The organism is Hydrogenophaga sp. L76 (assembly GCF_057654755.1).
Window position 1 is genome coordinate 2755819 of the sequence record NZ_CM172807.1, and the last position, 17113, is coordinate 2772931.

14 protein-coding genes and 4 pseudogenes are annotated in these 17113 nt (G+C 66.0%); 7 read left to right on the forward strand and 11 right to left on the reverse strand.

Features of this window, described 5'->3' with window-relative positions; translation table 11 throughout:
* Positions 1 to 12: 12 nt before the first annotated feature.
* The 6 genes from petA to cydP all read right to left on the reverse strand — a co-directional run bounded on the left by petA (position 13) and on the right by cydP (position 6095).
* On the reverse strand, positions 13 to 633 hold the full coding sequence (gene petA, locus AC23D4_RS13210) for a ubiquinol-cytochrome c reductase iron-sulfur subunit (protein WP_472890517.1): 621 nt from the start codon (positions 631 to 633) through the stop codon (positions 13 to 15).
* 10 nt (positions 634 to 643) lie between these two features.
* Positions 644 to 1342, reverse strand: coding sequence for a cytochrome b/b6 domain-containing protein (locus AC23D4_RS13215; RefSeq protein ID WP_472890516.1), 699 nt, complete (start codon positions 1340 to 1342; stop codon positions 644 to 646).
* Positions 1335 to 3056 (reverse strand): tetrathionate reductase family octaheme c-type cytochrome, encoded by a 1722-nt coding sequence (locus tag AC23D4_RS13220; protein ID WP_472890515.1) that lies wholly within the window; start codon positions 3054 to 3056, stop codon positions 1335 to 1337. Before AC23D4_RS13220 ends, AC23D4_RS13215 begins: the two co-directional genes overlap by 8 nt.
* Positions 3057 to 3188: 132 nt before the next feature.
* Positions 3189 to 4325, reverse strand: a complete 1137-nt coding sequence (gene cydB, locus AC23D4_RS13225; RefSeq protein WP_472890514.1) for a cytochrome d ubiquinol oxidase subunit II — start codon at positions 4323 to 4325, stop codon at positions 3189 to 3191.
* An 11-nt stretch (positions 4326 to 4336) separates the two neighbouring features.
* A complete protein-coding gene (locus AC23D4_RS13230; protein WP_472890513.1) occupies positions 4337 to 5908 on the reverse strand; it encodes a cytochrome ubiquinol oxidase subunit I in 1572 nt (523 codons plus the stop codon).
* A gap of 4 nt (positions 5909 to 5912) precedes the next feature.
* Positions 5913 to 6095 (reverse strand): cytochrome oxidase putative small subunit CydP, encoded by a 183-nt coding sequence (gene cydP / locus AC23D4_RS13235; protein ID WP_472890512.1) that lies wholly within the window; start codon positions 6093 to 6095, stop codon positions 5913 to 5915.
* A 178-nt stretch (positions 6096 to 6273) separates the two neighbouring features.
* On the opposite strand from cydP, the pseudogene AC23D4_RS13240 reads away from it, so the two are divergent.
* Positions 6274 to 6924: pseudogene (locus tag AC23D4_RS13240) on the forward strand (sigma 54-interacting transcriptional regulator); the annotation flags it as partial.
* A 7-nt stretch (positions 6925 to 6931) separates the two neighbouring features.
* Here the strand turns inward: AC23D4_RS13240 and AC23D4_RS13245 are convergent.
* Positions 6932 to 7354 (reverse strand): annotated as a pseudogene (locus tag AC23D4_RS13245) (IS5 family transposase); the annotation flags it as partial.
* Positions 7355 to 8189: 835 nt separating this feature from the next.
* Here AC23D4_RS13245 and istA point away from each other — a divergent pair.
* The 3 genes from istA to AC23D4_RS13260 are packed head-to-tail and all read left to right on the forward strand — an operon-like array spanning position 8190 to position 10631.
* Positions 8190 to 9701, forward strand: a complete 1512-nt coding sequence (gene istA / locus AC23D4_RS13250) for an IS21 family transposase (protein WP_472890610.1) — start codon at positions 8190 to 8192, stop codon at positions 9699 to 9701.
* On the forward strand, positions 9688 to 10452 hold the full coding sequence (gene istB, locus AC23D4_RS13255; protein ID WP_472888557.1) for an IS21-like element helper ATPase IstB: 765 nt from the start codon (positions 9688 to 9690) through the stop codon (positions 10450 to 10452). Before istA ends, istB begins: the two co-directional genes overlap by 14 nt.
* Positions 10449 to 10631 carry a hypothetical protein gene (locus AC23D4_RS13260; RefSeq protein WP_305335885.1) on the forward strand — a complete coding sequence of 61 codons (183 nt, stop codon included), beginning with the start codon at positions 10449 to 10451 and terminating at the stop codon, positions 10629 to 10631. The genes istB and AC23D4_RS13260 overlap by 4 nt, the downstream gene beginning before the upstream one ends.
* A gap of 208 nt (positions 10632 to 10839) precedes the next feature.
* On the opposite strand, the pseudogene AC23D4_RS13265 reads toward AC23D4_RS13260, so the two are convergent.
* Positions 10840 to 11189 (reverse strand): annotated as a pseudogene (locus AC23D4_RS13265) (IS5 family transposase); the annotation flags it as partial.
* 52 nt (positions 11190 to 11241) lie between these two features.
* On the opposite strand from AC23D4_RS13265, the pseudogene AC23D4_RS13270 reads away from it, so the two are divergent.
* Positions 11242 to 11937 (forward strand): annotated as a pseudogene (locus AC23D4_RS13270) (sigma 54-interacting transcriptional regulator); the annotation flags it as partial.
* 135 nt (positions 11938 to 12072) lie between these two features.
* Entirely contained in the window at positions 12073 to 12840 is a 768-nt protein-coding gene (locus AC23D4_RS13275; protein ID WP_472890219.1) for a DUF4395 domain-containing protein, read from the forward strand.
* Positions 12841 to 12865: 25 nt separating this feature from the next.
* Here AC23D4_RS13275 and AC23D4_RS13280 read toward each other — a convergent pair whose 3' ends face one another.
* The 3 genes from AC23D4_RS13280 to ssb all read right to left on the reverse strand — a co-directional run bounded on the left by AC23D4_RS13280 (position 12866) and on the right by ssb (position 15453).
* On the reverse strand, positions 12866 to 14185 hold the full coding sequence (locus AC23D4_RS13280) for a DUF3422 family protein (RefSeq protein WP_472890220.1): 1320 nt from the start codon (positions 14183 to 14185) through the stop codon (positions 12866 to 12868).
* A 52-nt stretch (positions 14186 to 14237) separates the two neighbouring features.
* The gene (locus AC23D4_RS13285) at positions 14238 to 14840 is read right to left on the reverse strand and encodes an SAM-dependent methyltransferase (protein WP_472890221.1); all 603 of its coding nucleotides are present in this window, start codon (positions 14838 to 14840) and stop codon (positions 14238 to 14240) included.
* Between the two features lie 109 nt (positions 14841 to 14949).
* Positions 14950 to 15453, reverse strand: a complete 504-nt coding sequence (gene ssb / locus AC23D4_RS13290) for a single-stranded DNA-binding protein (RefSeq protein ID WP_472890222.1) — start codon at positions 15451 to 15453, stop codon at positions 14950 to 14952.
* A gap of 132 nt (positions 15454 to 15585) precedes the next feature.
* On the opposite strand from ssb, the gene AC23D4_RS13295 reads away from it, so the two are divergent.
* Entirely contained in the window at positions 15586 to 17097 is a 1512-nt protein-coding gene (locus AC23D4_RS13295; protein ID WP_472890223.1) for a chloride channel protein, read from the forward strand.
* Positions 17098 to 17113 lie beyond the last annotated feature (16 nt).

A 17113-nucleotide genomic window follows, 5' to 3' on the forward strand; every position in this document is an offset into this window, starting at 1 on the left:
GTAAGGTCAGATTCAGGCGGCGCCGCTGTCGTCCTCACCGATCAGCAGGCTGCCGTCGGCGAGGTACTTGTGCGGCGGTACGACCAGGTTGGTGGGCGCGGGCTTGTTGTTGAACACGCGGCCTGCGAAGTCGAAGGTGGAGCCGTGGCAGGGGCAGAAAAATCCGCCTTTCCAGTCGGCCGGCACGCTGGGGTTGGCCGTGCCTTGCGGCAAGGTCACGGGCGAGCAGCCCAGGTGCGTGCAGATGCCCACCGTCACGAACACCTCGGGCTTGATGGAGCGGTGGGTGTTGGTGGCGTAGTCGGGCTGCTGCTGCACTTCGGAGGCCGGGTCGGCCAGGTCGGTGACGCCCTCCAGGCTGGCGAGCATCTCCGGCGTGCGGCGCAACACCCACACCGGCTGGCCGCGCCATTCGACGGTTTTCAGCTCACCGGGTTCGACGACCGAAGGGTCCATGGTCACGGCCGCTCCCTGCGCCTTGGCCCGCTCGCTGGGGGCGAAGCTGGACACGAAGGGCACCGCGACGGCGGCGGTGGCCGCCACACCCATGGCGCTGGTGGCCAGCAGCCAGGTGCGGCGCTCCGGGTCCATGCCGGACTCGGGTGGCAAAGGCAATGCAGGGGCGTGTGACATGGAAAACTCCTCAGTGGCCTTTCGGCGGAGCGGACGGTGTGTCCGCGGAATGGGCGTCGTCGTGCAGCTCTTCCCAGCCGGTCACCATGGACTTGATGTGCGCGGTGGGGGTGTGGCCGGTGGTGGTCAGGTACACGTGAACGATGAAGAAGGTGAGCATCAGGAAAGCTCCCGCCGTGTGCGCCCACGCCACCCCTTCCAGCGTGAGCCACTGGTCGATGCCGAGCGAGGGCCAGAAGGCACGGAACAGGTAGAGCAGGCCCGAGCCCCAGATCAGCGGCGAGATCATGGCCAGGAGACCGAGATAGGCCAGGCGCTGCAGCGGGTTGTGTTTCTTCTGCACGGTCTTGTGGAACGGGTGCGGCGCGCCACGGAACATGCCCCAGCTGTAGTACATCGCCATCGCCACCACCTTCTTGTGGGTCGGCAGGTACTGGCGCCATTCACCGGTGGTGAACTGCCAGAAGATGGTGAAGGCCCAGAGGATGAGCAGCAGCCAGGCGGCCAGCGTGTGCAGGCGCACCGCGGGCTCGAAGCCCAGCAGCGTGTAGCTGCCGTGCACCTCGAAACCGCTGATGAGCATGGCGATGATCAGCAGCGCCTGCGACCAGTGCCAGAAACGCTCGTAGCGCTTGTAGATGTAGATGCGGGCGGGGGAGTGGCTGGCCGCGTCGGCGACGCTGGCCATGGAGGCGGTGGTCTCAGACATGGCGGTTCTCTCGTTGGTTGCGGCGGCGGGTCAGCAGGCGGGCGGCGGTGTGCAGCAGCACGCCAGCGATGGCGCCCACCACGGCGAGCCAGCCGAGGCGGTCGATCCAGGGCTGGCTGTCGCGCCCGGGCAGGTAGACGCCGGGCAGGTCACCCAGGCGGCTCTTCGTTGGGCCGGTATGGCACGAGGCGCAAGCCACGGCATTTTCGGAAGGCGCCACCATGTGGGTGATGGGCCAGAGCATCTCGGTTTTCACGAAGTCGTGTTGCCCGCTGTAGGGCTGGCCGGTGGCGGTGGCGCCGGCCTGCAAGGCCTTGGGCCAGTCGAAGTTGAACCAGAACGCGGTGTCATCGGGCGTGGCGGTGTGCGGCACCAGCAGTTGCAAATGCACCTTGTCGTAGGGCTGCTTGCCCTCGAAACGCTTGACCGGCCAGATGCGCGCGGTCGGATCTTCCGGACCGCCCATGAAACTGTTGATCTTGAGCACCTGGGTCGGATCGATCTTCATGTCCTGCGTGGTGAAGTTGACCTGGCCGTTGAACCAGACGTAGTCGGGCACCACGTTTTCTGCGAGCTTGAAGTCGCCCTTCTTGCTGTCGTAGATGACGTGGCCGTGCTCGTCCTTCTTCTGGATCGGCTTGCCTTCGGGGGTGAGCTGGCCGGCGGTGGACCAGTCCCAGGCCATCTTGGTGGCCACGCCACCGCGCGCGAACTCGGGGATGTGGCAGCTCTGGCAGGCCAGCTTGTTGGTGTGGTTGTTGAGCAGCTCCACGCTCAGCGAGGGCTGCTTGTGCGGCTTGTCGCCGTGGCAGCTCTGGCAGGTGGCGGCGTTGCGTCCGGCGTGCACCGAATCGCCGCGCAGCATCGGACCGTGCGGGTCGGACGCGGTCATGCTGATGCGGCTGCCCGCGATCTGGTGGCCGTCGGCCTGGTGGCAGGTGGCGCAGGTGAAGCCGGCGCCGCCCTGGGCCTTGCTGGCCATGTGCACGTCGAGCTCCTTGCTCGCCTTGTTGAGCGAGGAATCGAGGTCGCCGTGTTTCACGCCGTCACCGCCGCCGCCGGCGTAGTGGCAGCTGCCGCAGGTGGCCACACTGGTCTTGCCGATGTGCTGGGCCACCATGGCCAGGTCCACCGGGTCGATGAACTTGCCCGAGCCCGGTGGCAACTCGATGCGCTCGGTGGGCACCTCGCCGGCCATGCCTGCAGGCTTCTTGTAGCCGCCGGTGTTGTGACAGACAAGGCAGTCCACCTTGCTCTCGTTGTGGAAGTCGAACTTGTCGTCTTTCCAGCCGTAGCCCACATGACAGGACTGGCAGAAGGCTTCGTTGGAGCGGTCGCCGATGCAGAAGCTGTTGAGCATGGTCTTCTTGCCCAGCTTCTGCCCGGTGTCGGGGTTGGTGTACTCCCAGGTCCAGTGGCGCGTGCCCATGACCTGCTTGCCCGCTTCGGTGTGGCAGCTCAGGCAGGCTTTGGTGACTTCCGAGCCGCTCTTGAACGGGCCCTGCAGCTCCTTGAACTTGCTGTGGTCGGCGGTGGATTTGTTCTTGGTGGGTGCGGCGGCCAGGGCCGCGGCCACGTCGGGTGGGGCGCCGGGCGCGGCGGTTGTGGCGCCCGCCAGAGGGGCGGCCAATGCCAGCGCCAGCCAGGCGACCAGCGTGCGCCATCGGCTCTGGCGCTGTCGCGGCGGGGGGTGCGGATGCTTGTTGTGGGTCATGCTTTGTCTCCAGCGCGTTGAGGGAATGGAATCGAACGGATGGCGAGTCTCACGGGGGTGTCTGTGACCTGTCTTTGCGTTCTATCAATACCTGTATGGGTATATGAAATCCCTTGCGCTGGCGCAAAAAACTCAATAAGCACCGTGCTCGTTTTCCCTGATGTACGCGGCCGTCACCTTGCCGCGCATGACGCGGTAGGCCCACCCCGTGTAGACCACGATGAGCGGCATGAAGAGCACCGTGGCCCAGAACATGATGCCCAGCGTGAGGTGGCTGGAGACGCTGTCCCACACCGTCAGGCTGGCCGCGGGCTGGCTGCTCGACGGCATGATGAAGGGGAACATGCTGGCCCCGGCGGTGCCGATCACACCGGTGGTGGCGAGCGAGGAAGCGACGAAGGCGGTGAGCGTGTGGCCCATGCGCATGAGTGCGGCGGCGGCCAGCGCACCGAGCACGCCGATGGCGGGCAGCAGCCACAGCAGCGGTTGCGTGGCGTAGTTCGCCATCCAGGCGCCGGCCTCGCGCACCACGGTCTTGCCCAGGGGGTCGGGCAAGGCAGCGGTATCGATCACGGAGCTGATGCGGTAACCATCAATGCCCTGCAGCCAGACGCCGGCGGCGATGAAGCCGAGCACCATGAGCAGCGCGGCGCCGGTGCCGGCGGTGATCGTGCGCGCCTGCACCACGCCTTCGGTGCGGTGCGCGAGGTAGGTGGCGCCCTGCAGCGTGATCATGGCGCTGCTGACCACACCGGCCAGCAGGGCGAACGGGTTGAGCAGCTGCCAGAACGTGCCGGTGTAGGTGGAAATCAGGAAAGCGTCGAACTGGAACGGCACGCCCTGCAGCAGGTTGCCAAAGGCCACACCGAAGATCACCGGCGGGATGAAGCCTCCGATGAAGAGGCCCCAGTCCCAGGTTCTGCGCCAGGTGGCGTTGTGGATCTTGCTGCGGTAGTCGAAGCCCACCGGGCGAAAGAACAGCGCCCACAGCACCGCGAGCATGGCCCAGTAGAAGCCGCTGAAGGCGGTGGCGTAGACCAGCGGCCAGGCCGCGAAGATGGCGCCGCCACCGGTGATGAACCAGACCTGGTTGCCGTCCCAGTGGGGGCCGACGGTGTTGATGACGACCCGGCGCTCGATGTCGCTGCGGCCGACGAAAGGCAGCAAGGTGCCCACGCCCATGTCGTGGCCGTCCATGATGGCAAAGCCCACCAGCAGCACGCCGACGAGCAGCCACCAGACGATCTTGAGGGTTTCATAGTCGAACATGGGGTGCTCCTTCAGGCGTGCTGGACAGCGTGGTGGACGGGTTCGCGTTCATAGCGACCGGTGCCCAGGCTGCCCGGACCGATGCGCGCGAACTTCACCATCAAAACCATCTCGACGACCAGCAGCAGGGTGTAGAAACCGATGAAGCCGGCGAGCGAACCGTAGAGACTGCCCACGCTGAGGGTGGACACGCTCAGGTGTGTCGGCAGCACGCCATAGATGGTCCAGGGCTGGCGGCCGTATTCGGCAACGAACCAGCCGAGCTCACAGGCGATCCAGGGCGCGGGCAGCATCCACAGCGCCCATTTGAGCAACCAGGGACGCTTGCCGCATTCGAGCTTGAGCGTGCACCAGAAGGCCATGCCAAACAGCGCCAGCATCAGGAAACCCAGACCGACCATGATGCGGAAGGCCCAGAACATCGGCGTGACCTTGGGCACCGTGCTGTCCACCGCTTTCTGGATCATCTCGGGCGTGGCCTGGCGCACATCCACCACGTATTTCTTGAGCAGCAGGCCGAAGCCGAGGTCGGCCTTGTGCTGTTCGAACAGGGCCTTGGCGGCCGCGTCCTCGCGGTTGGCGCGCAGGGCTTCGAGCGCGGTCACGGCGTGGATGCCGCTCTGGATGCGTTCGCGGTTTTTCGCCTTGATCTCGTGGATGCCGGGGATCTGCTGGCTCACCGAGCGCGTGCCGATCAGGCCCATGACCCAGGGGATCTCGATCTCCCAGTCGTTCTTCTGCTCGGCCTCGTTGATGCTGGCGATGAGCTTGAGACCAGCGGGCGCGGGCTCGGTCTCCCACATGGCTTCGAGCGCGGCCATCTTGGTCTGCTGCGCCTCGCCCACGGTGTAGCCCGATTCGTCGCCCAGCACGATCACGCTGCACACGCTGGCCATGCCAAAGGCAGCGGCGACGCGGAAGCTGCGCTTGGCAAACTCGATGTCGCGGCCCTTGAGCAGGTACCAGCTGGAAATGGACAGCACGAACATCGCGCCAGTGACGTAGCCGGCCGAGACGGTGTGCACGAACTTGGCCTGTGCATCGGGGTTGAACAGCACGGCCCAGAAGTCCACCATCTCCATGCGCATGGTCACATAGCTGAATTCAGCGCCCACCGGGTTCTGCATCCAGCCGTTGGCGATCAGGATCCACAGCGCGCTCAGATTGGTGCCCACCGCCATCAGGATGGTGACCATCAGATGCTGCGTCTTGGAGAGCCGGTCCCAGCCGAAGAAGAACAGGCCGATCATGGTCGATTCGAGGAAGAAAGCCATCAACCCCTCGATGGCCAGCGGCGCCCCGAAGATGTCGCCCACGTAGTGCGAGTAGTAGGCCCAGTTGGTGCCAAACTGGAATTCCAGCGTGATGCCGGTGGTCACGCCGAGCGCGAAGTTGATGCCGAAGAGCTTGCCCCAGAAGCGGGTCATGTCCTTCCAGGTGACGTTGCCCGTCATCACATACACGCTTTCCATGATCACCAGCAACCACACCATGCCCAGCGTCAGCGGCACGAAGAGGAAGTGGTACATGGCCGTCGCAGCGAACTGCAGGCGGGAAAGGTCAACAAGCTGCTCAGAGATCACGGTTTCACTCCTGGGTCGACACATGCGGCACCGGGCGGCTGCCCAGCATCTGGCTGGCAGCGGCGTCGGTGTCCACCGCCACGCGCTGCTCACGCACAAAACCCCACCACAGCCCCGTGAGAAACACGAGCTTGATCACCAGCACGACGGCCAGCTTGCGCAGCAAAAGACGGTCTCGAAAGTCCATGGAATGACAGGGTTTGCACCATGTATTCCAAGAAACGTGCCACGCCCGGCCGGCGCCAGAAAGTGTTTATGAATCAAGCCTTTCTGTTGTTCACGCCAGGGTTGGCCTTCGGTGCACGCTGGTGAAACTGCCAGTATTGGCAGACAATGGCAGCATTCGCCGCCACCCGGGAGCCCGCTTGAAACCCCTGCCCGAACTCACCGCCTTTCTCGAAGGCCTGCCCGAGCCGCACATCCTGTTCGACGCGCAGTACCGCATCCTGGCGGCCAACGCGGCCTACCGACGCCAGTACAGCCCGGACCGCAGCGTGGTCGGGCGCTGTTGTTACGAGGTCTCGCACCACTTTGCCGTGCCCTGCGACCAGGCGGGCGAGTCCTGTCCGCTGGCGCAGTCGCGCGTCTCGGGCCAGCGCGAGCGTGTGCTGCACCTGCACCACACAGCCCAGGGCGAGGAGTACGTGAACATCGAGCTCTCGCCCCTGCCCGGCCCGGACGGCGAACCCGCGTTTTACGTCGAGAAGATGGAGCCGCTGCGTGTGGCCCAGAGCCAACCCGCGGCGCAGGGCATGATCGGCCGCTCCGAAGCCTTCCAGCGCATGCTCTCGCTGGTGGCGCGCGTGGCGCCTTCGCGGGCCACCGTGCTGCTGCTCGGTGAGTCAGGCACCGGCAAGGAGCTGGTGGCGCGCGCCGTGCACGAGGCCAGCCCGCGCGCGGGCAAGCCGCTGGTGGCGGTGGACTGCTCCAGCCTGCCGGAGAACCTGTTCGAGTCCGAACTCTTCGGCCACGAACGCGGCGCATTCACCGGGGCGAGCACGGCCAAGGGCGGTCTAGGGCCTGTTAACACAAACTTCGAAGGCCATCGACCACCAGCACAAAGCTAAGAAACCCCAGGAACATCGCATCGAGTTTCTCGAAGCGGCTGAAGATGCGCCTGTAGCCCTTGAGTCGGCGGAACAGGCGTTCAACTTCATTGCGGCGCTTGTACATCTCACGGTCGTACTCCCATGGTTCGATTCGCGTCCTCAGCGGCGGCACTACCGGGATGAATCCCAGGTCAAGCGCCAACTGTCGCGTCTCGTTTCCTTCGTAGGCTCGGTCCATGAGCAGATGTACCGGCCGACTCGCTGCGCCCAGGCTCTGAAGCAACCGCCGACCTTCGGGTGCGTCATGCGCCTGGCCCGGTGAGAGGCTGAACGTTACGGCCGTTCGAGCATCCGCGGCAACCATATGAATCTTGGTGTTCCATCCGCCTCGGGACTGTGAACGGCTGTCAGTTTCCGCGTAAATCTGGTGTCGGGAGCAAGCCAGACGCGTTCACCCGCTTCAGTCAGCTGAATGCCTTGAACTTCCTTTGAGTTGAATGGGGGGTGCCCGTTCTGCAGGGCACTGAGGTGTGCCGGGGGGGGGGCGTGCCTGCTTTGGCCGTGGCATGGCGGGCATGAGTCAGCGCAGGGGTATGGCGCAGCGCTGGTGTTTTGCGTTACATATCGCCTACCCGTGTAAGAAGCAGGCGCGACAGTGACAGTCACTTTCCGGTAAACCCACTGTCGCGCCCCGAGACCCACCGCTTTGGAGGGCGCCGTTGCCGCTGTCAGTATTTCACGAAGCGGGCGTGGCTGTCCATAGCATGGGCTCACGCATGGGAATGGAGCGCCCATGCCCACTGCCCAGCCCGCGCCGTCACCACCGCCCAGACGCTTTGTGTGCGCCCTGTGCCGCTGCCCTGTGCTCATCTGCAGCCACTGCGACCGCGGCCAGCGCTACTGCAGCGCGGCCTGCTCGCACCAGGCCAGAAGTGGCGCCCAGCGCGCAGCCGGCAAACGCTACCAGGACAGCCGCAAGGGCCGTCACGCTCACGCCAGACGCCAGGGGCAATGGAGGGCGCGCCAGCAAACAGTGACGCATCAGGGTAGCCCACCACCGCCCTGCACTGATGTACTCCCACCCGGCGAAACAACCGCTCTGATCCCAGACGCAAGTCAACGCTGCAAGTGCCAGTTTTGCGGCCGTTCGGTCTCGAATTTTGTACGCCTGGACTATTTGCGTTGCCGCTTTCGTCGCCCATCGAAACCATCCGTATGGAGTACCGACTCACATGGCCATTTCACCTGAACTCACGGCGCAGATCCTGCGCTACCACCACGCCGAGCACTGGCCGGTGGGAACGATCTCGTCCCAGCTGGGCGTGCACCGCGAGACCGTCATGCGCGTGCTCACCCAGGCCGGCGCCGCCCCCATAGTGCCCGCACAACGCACCTCGGGCGTGAGCCCCTACCTGCCCTTTATTGAAGAGACCCTGAAGCAGTTCCCCAACCTCACGGCCAGCCGGTTGCACACCATGGTCGCCGAGCGCGGTTACGAGGGACGCCCCGACCACTTTCGCCACATCGTCGCCAGGCACCGTCCACGCCCCCCAGCACAGGCCTACTTGCGCCTGCGCACCTTGCCCGGTGAACAGGGGCAATGCGACTGGGGCCACTTCGGCCACATCCAGATCGGGCAAGCCAGGCGACCCCTGATGGCCTTTGTGATGGTCCTGTCCTGGTCCAGACGCATCTTCCTGCGCTTCTTCCTGGGCGCGCACATGGAGAACTTCCTGCGCGGCCACGTCCAGGCCTTTGAATCCTGGGAGTCCGTTCCCAGGGTCGTCTTGTACGACAACCTCAAGAGCGCGGTGCTCGAACGCAGGGGGCAGGCCATCCGCTTCAATCCCACCTTGCTGGCACTCTCGGCGCACTACCGCTTCGAGGCCAGGCCCGTGGCCCCGGCCCGGGGCAATGAGAAGGGCCGCGTGGAGCGGGCCATCCGCTACATCCGCACGGCCTTCTTCGAGGGACGCACCTTTGACGGCCTCGACGATCTCAATGCCCAGGCCGATGCCTGGGTGAACGGGGCAGCCAGCGCTCGGCGCTGCCCCGAGGACTCCCAGCTGTCGGTGCAGCAGGCCTTTGACCAAGAGAAGGCGCACCTGATGGACATCCCGGTCACACCGTTTTGTTGCGATGAGATCCGCGGCGTGACAGCGGCCAAGACACCCTATGTTCGCTTTGACCTGAACGACTATTCCATCCCCCACACCCACGTACAGCGCAGCCTGAGCGTGCACGCCAGCCTGCATGAGGTGCGTATTCTGGACGGCCAGCAGGCACTGGCCACGCACCCGCGTTGCTGGGACAAGGCTCAGCAGATCGAGATCGAGGCCCATGTGCAGGAACTGGTGCAGCACAAGCGAGCCGCGCGAGCCCATCGCGACACGGACCGCCTGGTGCACGCGCTGCCTCAGGTGCAGGATTTGCTGACAGAGGCGGCCAAGCGGGGTGAGCCGCTGGGACGCATCGCCCGTGAGTTGCAGGAACTCCTGGATGTGCATGGACGCACGCAGATGACGGCCGCCGTCGCCGATGCCATGAGCCGCGGTGTGCCGCACCCCCATGCGGTTCGTCTGGCGCTGCAACACCAACGCCAACGCCAGCGCCAGCAGCAAACCCCGCCCCCGCTGGGCGTGGCCCTGTCCGCGCAGGTGCGCGCGCGCGACATCGCCGTGCGCCCCCACAGCCTGGACAGCTATGACCGTCTCACGCAGGAGAGTGACGATGCCAGCAACTGATTCGGCCACACTCAAACACCGCGCCCAGGCGTTGCAACTGCACGGGGTGCTGGCCAACTGGAGTACCTGCTGCACCGAACCCTGGGTGGGCACATTGCTGGACTGGGAAGAGCAGGAGAGAACCCGCCGATCCATGGAGCGGCGCCTGCACAGTGCGCGCATCGGGCGCTTCAAGCCCTTGGTGGATTACGACTGGCGCTGGCCCGAGCAGATTGACCAGGCCAGCGTGAGCGAGCTGATGACGCTGCAGTTCCTGCAAAACGCCAGCAACGCCATCCTGGTGGGGCCCTCCGGGGTCGGCAAGACCACGATCGCGCAGAACATTGCGCACCAGGCGGTGTTGCAGGGACACACCGTCCTGTTCACCACCGCCGGCAAGCTGCTGGGCGAGCTGGCCAGTCTGGACAGCGATTCGGCACTGCGCACCCGGCTGCGCCACTACGCCAGGCCAGAGCTCCTGGCCATTGATGAGGTCGGGTATCTGTCGTATTCCAGCCGCTATGCCGATCTGCTGTTCGAGTTGATCAGCCGGCGCCACGAGCACAAGAGCACGCTGATCACCACGAACAAATCGTTTGCCGAGTGGGGTGAAGTGTTCCCCAACGCGGCCTGCGTGGTCGCACTCGTGGACCGCCTGGTCCACCACGCCGAAATTGTCGGTATCAAGGGCCAGTCGTACCGGCACAAGGAGGCACAAGAACGCGCCCGGGCGCGCACCGCAAAGCGCAAACCGTCGAAGGAAACAGCATGAAGCCGTGGCACCCGCCTTCAGGACTGCACCATGGGCTGCCCTTCACGGTGGACGACACCTGGACACCAGAGCAGGCCTTGGCGGTGATGGAGTTGCTTGATGATCTGCGCGATCGCGTCTGGACCCATTACGGCCGGGTCATCCAGAACCTGCTGCGCGAGCAGCGCGTGACACAGTGAATCGCTGGACGACTTTGACCCGGAGTTGCCGTTCTGAACAACGACGAATCTCCCACGCCAACAGCAAGGGCCCCTGACGGGGCCCTTGCTGTTGGTGGCGCACTCAGCACCGAAAGCCGCCACCAGAATCCGCCGCCACAAATGACCACCGGATTCCGTCACCATTTACCGCCGCCAGATTTACGCGGGTTTAGATCGCCGCTAACAGGGACTTGCCGATGGACTGAGGTCCGTTTTTTTTAGAGCGCCTGTGCCGTCGGGATGCACCTTAATGCTGGTGGAGTCCAGGGACACCGCTTCAATCTTGATGCGCACGATCTGCTCGCGCTGCAGCGCATCAAACATCTTGTCCAGCACACCGGCCTTGGTCCAGCGACGCATGCGCGTGTAGATGGTGTGCCAGTTGCCAAACCGCTTGGGAAGTCCGCGCCACTTGCAACCGTGCTCGGCCACATACAGCATGGCGTTGATGACCTCCAAATTGCTCATGCTGACGTTGCCGCGCTGCAAGGGCAGGCAGTGTTCAATGCGCGCGAATTGCTCTTTTGTGATCTCCATGGCCGATAGTTTCGCAGCCGAGATGTCCAAAAGCAATTAGTGTTAACACGCCCTAGTCGAGGCGGCCAGCGGCGGCACGCTGTTCCTCGACGAGGTGGGCGATATCCCGCTGCCCATGCAGGTCAAGCTGCTGCGCCTGCTGGAAACCGGCACCTACCGCCGCGTCGGCAGCACCGAACTGCGCCACGCCGACATCCGCGTGGTTTCCGCCACGCACCGTGACCTGGAGCGCCTGGTGGCCGATGGCCGCTTCCGCGAAGACCTGTATTACCGCCTGTGCACCTTTCCGATCCAGCTGCCCTCGCTGCGCGAGCGCAGCGGCGACGTGGCGCTGCTCGCGCCCGCCCTGCTGCAACGCGTGGCCGCTCCCCGCCGCCTGCAGCTCAGCCCGGCCGCACTCGCCGTGCTGGAGGCGCAGGACTACCCCGGCAACGTGCGCGAGCTGCGCAATCTGCTGGAGCGCACCGCCCTGCTCTGCGACGGCGAACGCATCGAGGCCGAGCACGTGCGCGACGCGATCGCCACCGGGCGCCGTCCGGCGCTTCGCCCGGCAGCGCCGACCGGCCTGCGACCGATCACCGACGGCCCGGGCGGAGCGCCAGACGAGCGACCCGCCGACCTCAAGGCGCTGGAACGCGCCGCCCTGCGCGAGATGGTGGAGCGCCACACCGGCAGCCGATCCGAACTGGCCGAGCGTCTTGGCATCAGTGAGCGCTCGCTTTATCGCAAACTCAAAGCGCTGACCTGAGAGTCTGGGCGCCTTTCGCGCAGGCCCGGGCCACGCTCAACCGCTGGGCGGAGGATCGAACGCGTTGCGGGAATGTCCCCACGACAACGGACTCAGACACATATAACATCATCATCCGAATATTCGGAGATATCTATGAATAAGCTTTTCCAGTTCGGCGAGACCGTCGAGGGCTACCCGGTGCGCGTGGTCAACGAGCGCACCGTGCGCGCCGCCGCCGGCCTGCTGTTTTTCCCGGCGGTGGTGTCGTTCATGAACGCGCTGCTGACGGCCAACTACCAGCCCACGCGCCTGTTCGTGATCGTGTTCCTGATCGACATGACGCTGCGCATGCTCAACCCGCGCTGGGCGCCGAGCATGATCTTGGGAGGCTGGATCGTGCGCAAGCAGACGCCCGACTGGGTGGGCGCGCCGCAAAAGCGCTTTGCCTGGGGCCTGGGCCTGCTGCTGGGCCTGGCCATGCTCTACCTGATGGTGCTCAACCGCTTCATGGGCCCGGTGAACATGCTGGTCTGCGCGAGCTGCCTGACGCTGATGTTCTTCGAGACCGCGTTCGGCATCTGCCTGGGCTGCAAGCTCTACAACCTGTTCAACAAGGAACAGGCGCAGCTGTGCCCCGGTGGGGTGTGCGAGGTGCCGGCCCGGCGCCAAGGCTGGGGCATCTCGCTGCCGCAGGTGGCCGTGCTGGTGCTGTTCGTGGGCACCCTCACCCTGGCCAAGGCCTGGGTGGACGAAACCGGTCCGCTGGGCGGCTTTGACGACATGGCCACGCTGGAGGACATGGGCCTGAAGCCCACACCCGGCGAAGCCAGCGCGGCCGACGCCGAACGCTGCCAGGTGCCGGCCTTCGCCAGGGCGATCGGTCATGAAGAGAAGTGGAAGCTGCACAACGGATGCAGCTGACACCCCCTCGCCGGCACAGGGGGTGTCAATGGTCAGCGTGCAGCTTGTCGTGGATGCGTTTCGTGGTGCGCCAAACCGCCCACAGCACCAGCGGGATCAAGGCCCCGGCGGCCATCTCGGGGTTGATCGGCAGGCCCGCGGCCTTGCCGGCTTTGCCCAGGTAGAGCAGCAGGCTGATCACGTAGTACGAGATCGCCGCGATCGACAGGCCTTCCACGGTGCTCTGCAGCCTGAGCTGCATTTCCTGCCCTTTGGTGAGCTTGGCGAGCAGTTGCTGGTTCTGCTGTTCGGTGGCGATGTCCACGCGGGTGCGCAGCAGCGCACTGGTGCGTGTGATGCGTTCGGACAAGGATGCCAGACGCTGCGCCGTGGCGGCCACCGTGGCCATGGCGGGCGAGAGCCGGCGCTGCATGAACTCGCCCAGCGTCTGCGTGCCCGGGATGGGCTGCTCGCGCAGCTCGGCCGTGCGCTGACTCACCAGCGTGTCGTAGGCGCGCGTGGCGGCGAAGCGGTAGACGTTTTCGGCCGTGGCGCGCTCCACGCCACCGGCCAGCGAGACCAGGGTGTCGAGCAGCGCCTGGTCCGAGGCGCCCTTGTTCTCCAGCTGCGCGGTGATGTCGGCCAGTTGCCGCTCGGAACGGGCCAGCAGCGGCGCCAGGTCCTTGACCACGGGCAGCGCACGCAGCGCCATCAGGCGGTAGGTCTCCAGCTCGAACAGGCGTGCGGCGATGCGCCCGGCGCGGGTTTCCGAGGTGCCGGGCGGACAGACCGCGAGCATGCGCTCGAAGCCACAGGGTCGCAGCCAGAAGTCGGTCACGGCCAGCGAGTGCGCGTTGTTGCCCATGAGCGAGGCCACCACCGTGTGTTCCCCGAACCAGGTGCGGGCCTGGGCCAGTGCGGCAGCGGGCGGGTGGATCGGTTCCTCCACCATCACGAGCTGGATCGCCGCAAAGGTGCGTCCGGGAATGCCCGCCAGCCAGCCCGGGGGGGTGGCCAGCGGCGTCAGCAGGTCGGGCTCGCGGGCGCCCAGTCCACAGCCCTCGGGCAGCGGCTGCACGATGGAATAGCGGGTGAACTCGGTGTGGCGCTCCCACTTGAGCGTGTAGCCCGGCAGGCGCAGACGCAGGAAGTTGCCTTGCAGATCGTCCACCGTGAGCGCCGCCTGCCCGGGCAACCGGCGCAGCAGCGCACATTCCTGCTCGCGGTCCACCCCCTCGTTGAAGACCGCCACGTAGGTCAGCAGAGCCGGCTGCCGGATGCGCGCGGGCGGGCGCGCATGCACTTCGTTGTGCAGCAGCTCGCGCTGCGGGTGGTTGGCGGGCAACAGGCTGGTCTTGGATTCCATGGCGCAATTGTGCCGGGAGTCGTTGGGCACGGGCGGTGCAACAGCCAGCCACTCAGGCCGGCGCGCGACCGATCCAGCGGATCACGTGCGCGGTGCCCTGGTGGCCAGGGCCTTCGTCGAGGTTGACTTTGCCCTGCCAGGCCAGCAGCTGTTCCAGCGTGTCGGCGAAATCGGCACGCAGCAGCTCGGGGCTGTAGAGCATGGCCGGGTTCTTCGGACCACCGCTGCCGTGCTGCAGCTGCAGCGGGTGGAAGGCTTCGAGCAGCAGCAGGCCACCCGGTCGCAGCGCGGCGGCCATGCGGCGGTGGGCGTCGGCACGGATGGCCGGCGGCAGGTGCACGAAGGTCAGCACCACGGCGTCGAAGCTGGCGGGCGCGGGCGCCCAGTCGGCCAGGTCGCCGAGCACGGTCTCGATGCGCACGCCACGTTCGGCGGCCAGCGCCTGCGCTTTCTGCAGCCCCACAGCCGAGCCGTCCATGGCGGTCACGCGGTGGCCCTGCTGCGCCAGCCAGACACCGTTGCGGCCCTCGCCGTCACCGGGCACGAGCACGTCGCTACCCGGCTTCAGCCGGTGCGCCTGCGCCATGAGGAACGCATTGGGCGCGGTGCCGTACTTGTAGCCAGCGACGGAGAAGTTCTGGTCCCAGAAGTTCATGGGGCAAAGATACCGCACGCGCCCAAAGAAAAACCCGCCGGGCTAACGCCGGGCGGGTTGTGAAGGCCACGTCCGGGAGGACAGACGTGGCATCAGGGATCGTGAAAAGTCAGAACGGAATGTCGTCGTCCATGTCGTCAAAGCCACTGGCCGGGCGGGCCGCAGCGGGAGCCGGTGCCGGGCGGGCTGCGGGCGGGGCCTGGCGCGGGGCCGCCGCCGGACGGGAATAACCGCCACCACCGCCTGCGCCACCTTCTTCACCACCGCCACGGACTTCGCGGCCACCCAGCAGCTGCATTTCAGTAGCGACAATTTCCACCGAGTTCTTTTCGACGCCGGTGGTCTTGTCCATATAGGTGCTGTAACGCAACCGGCCTTCAACGTAGATCGGGCTGCCCTTTTTCACGTACTCGCCAACGATTTCGGCCAGGCGCTCGAAAAAGGTCACCCGGTGCCACTGGGTGTCTTCGATCATTTCGCCGCTGTTTTTGTCTTTGCGGCGGCTGGAAGTGGCCACCGTCACGTTGGCCACGGCACTGCCCGAGGGCAGGTAACGGATTTCGGGGTCGCGGCCGCAGTTGCCGACGAGGATGACTTTGTTGACGGAGGCCATGGAATTCCTTGGGGTATCTGAAGAGAACGGCGGACCGGTGCAGCCGGGCGCACGGAACCGCCTGCCACGATTGTGCCGCATGAGCCGGGCGGCGCGCCAGTGCGTCCAATGCCACAATGGACGCAGCCCGACATGAACCGCGAACCCGATTTCTTTCAGAACCTGCAGGACGAACTGTCCGATGGTCGCGCGTGGCTGGACCGCTCCGTGGTCCTGGGCTACGCCATCCTGGCCGGCCTGTGCGTGGTCCTGTTCACGCTGATGAGCGAGACCGCGTTCGAGTGGTTCATGCACCTGTACGCCGCAGCACCCTGGGTGGTGCTGATCTGGACACCGGCCCTGACGGCGTTCATCGTGTGGTGCACACGCAGCTATTTCCCGGGCGCGGCGGGCTCGGGCATTCCCCAGGTCATGACGGCGCTGGATCCCCTGCTGCCAAGGGATTCGCGGCACCGCTTCGTGTCACTGCGGATCACGTTCGCCAAGATTTTTCTGGGCTCGCTGAGCCTGCTGGGTGGCCTGTCGGCCGGGCGCGAAGGCCCCTCGGTACAGGTGGCCGCAGGCGTCATGCACGACGCTCGCCGCTGGCTGCGCCCGGGTTCGGTCATGAGCGAACGGGCACTGCTCGTGGCGGGCGGCGCGGCCGGCATCGCGGCGGCGTTCAATGCACCGCTCGCGGGTGTGGTGTTTGCGATCGAGGAACTGTCCAACAAACTGGAAGCACGCAACAACGGCCTCATCATCGCCGCCATCGTGCTGGCCGGTCTGGTCAGTATTTCGGCCTTCGGCAACCTGACCTATTTCGGTTCGATCGCAGTGCCCAGGCTGGGCTGGGGCGCGATCCTGCCGGGCGTGCTGGTGACGGTGATCTGCGGCGTGCTCGGGGGGCTCTTCGCGCGGCTGCTGGCCGCGTCGCTGGCCGGCATGCCCGACCGGTTCAGCGCCTATCGCAAACGTTTCCCGGTGCGCTTTGCCGCGGCCTGCGGCCTGATGGTGGCGATCATCGGCCTGGCTTCAGGAGGCGCAACCTTCGGCGCCGGCGCGGAAGAAGTGCGCAACATGCTCGCCGGCGAGAGCGACATCTCGCGGCTGTACGTGCTGTTGAAATTCATGGCCACCTGGATCACGAGCTGGAGCGGCGTACCGGGCGGCATCTTTGCGCCATCGTTGTCCATTGGTGCGGGTGTCGGTCACGACGTGGCCCAGGTCGTCGCCGGCAGCAACGCCAGCGCGCTGACGCCCGCCCTGATCGCCATGGGCATGGCCGGCTTCCTGGCCGCGACCACGCAAGCCCCGCTGACCTCGTTCATCATCGTCATGGAGATGATCGACGGCCGGCCGATGGTGCTCAGCCTGATGGCCGCGGCCATGCTGGCCAGCCTGATCTCGCGCCTGATCAGCCGGCCGCTGTACGGCACGCTGTCCAACCTGATGCTGCGTCCGACCCGCGAACACCACGCCCGCCAGGCTGCGGCCGAGACCGATACGCCCGCCCCGGCGCCGGCCATGCCCGATTCAACAGCGCCCGCTGATCCGCCGCCCGACGAGCCTCCTGCCGGGGGACCGGTGCAGCGCTCCCTGCTGGACGGTGCGGGCGAGGACGACCTGCCGCCGACCAGCGGCGCGCCACCCCGGAAGGACTGACCAGCCCCGTGGCACC

Coding starts and splice junctions, on each gene's coding strand:
- petA (WP_472890517.1), bottom strand. CDS start 633: ATGTCACACGCCCCTGCATTGCCTTTGCCACCCGAGTCCGGCATGGAC.
- AC23D4_RS13215 (WP_472890516.1), bottom strand. CDS start 1,342: ATGTCTGAGACCACCGCCTCCATGGCCAGCGTCGCCGACGCGGCCAGC.
- AC23D4_RS13220 (WP_472890515.1), bottom strand. CDS start 3,056: ATGACCCACAACAAGCATCCGCACCCCCCGCCGCGACAGCGCCAGAGC.
- cydB (WP_472890514.1), bottom strand. CDS start 4,325: ATGTTCGACTATGAAACCCTCAAGATCGTCTGGTGGCTGCTCGTCGGC.
- cydP (WP_472890512.1), bottom strand. CDS start 6,095: ATGGACTTTCGAGACCGTCTTTTGCTGCGCAAGCTGGCCGTCGTGCTG.
- istA (WP_472890610.1), top strand. CDS start 8,190: ATGGCCATTTCACCTGAACTCACGGCGCAGATCCTGCGCTACCACCAC.
- istB (WP_472888557.1), top strand. CDS start 9,688: ATGCCAGCAACTGATTCGGCCACACTCAAACACCGCGCCCAGGCGTTG.
- AC23D4_RS13260 (WP_305335885.1), top strand. CDS start 10,449: ATGAAGCCGTGGCACCCGCCTTCAGGACTGCACCATGGGCTGCCCTTC.
- AC23D4_RS13275 (WP_472890219.1), top strand. CDS start 12,073: ATGAATAAGCTTTTCCAGTTCGGCGAGACCGTCGAGGGCTACCCGGTG.
- AC23D4_RS13280 (WP_472890220.1), bottom strand. CDS start 14,185: ATGGAATCCAAGACCAGCCTGTTGCCCGCCAACCACCCGCAGCGCGAG.
- AC23D4_RS13285 (WP_472890221.1), bottom strand. CDS start 14,840: ATGAACTTCTGGGACCAGAACTTCTCCGTCGCTGGCTACAAGTACGGC.
- ssb (WP_472890222.1), bottom strand. CDS start 15,453: ATGGCCTCCGTCAACAAAGTCATCCTCGTCGGCAACTGCGGCCGCGAC.
- AC23D4_RS13295 (WP_472890223.1), top strand. CDS start 15,586: ATGAACCGCGAACCCGATTTCTTTCAGAACCTGCAGGACGAACTGTCC.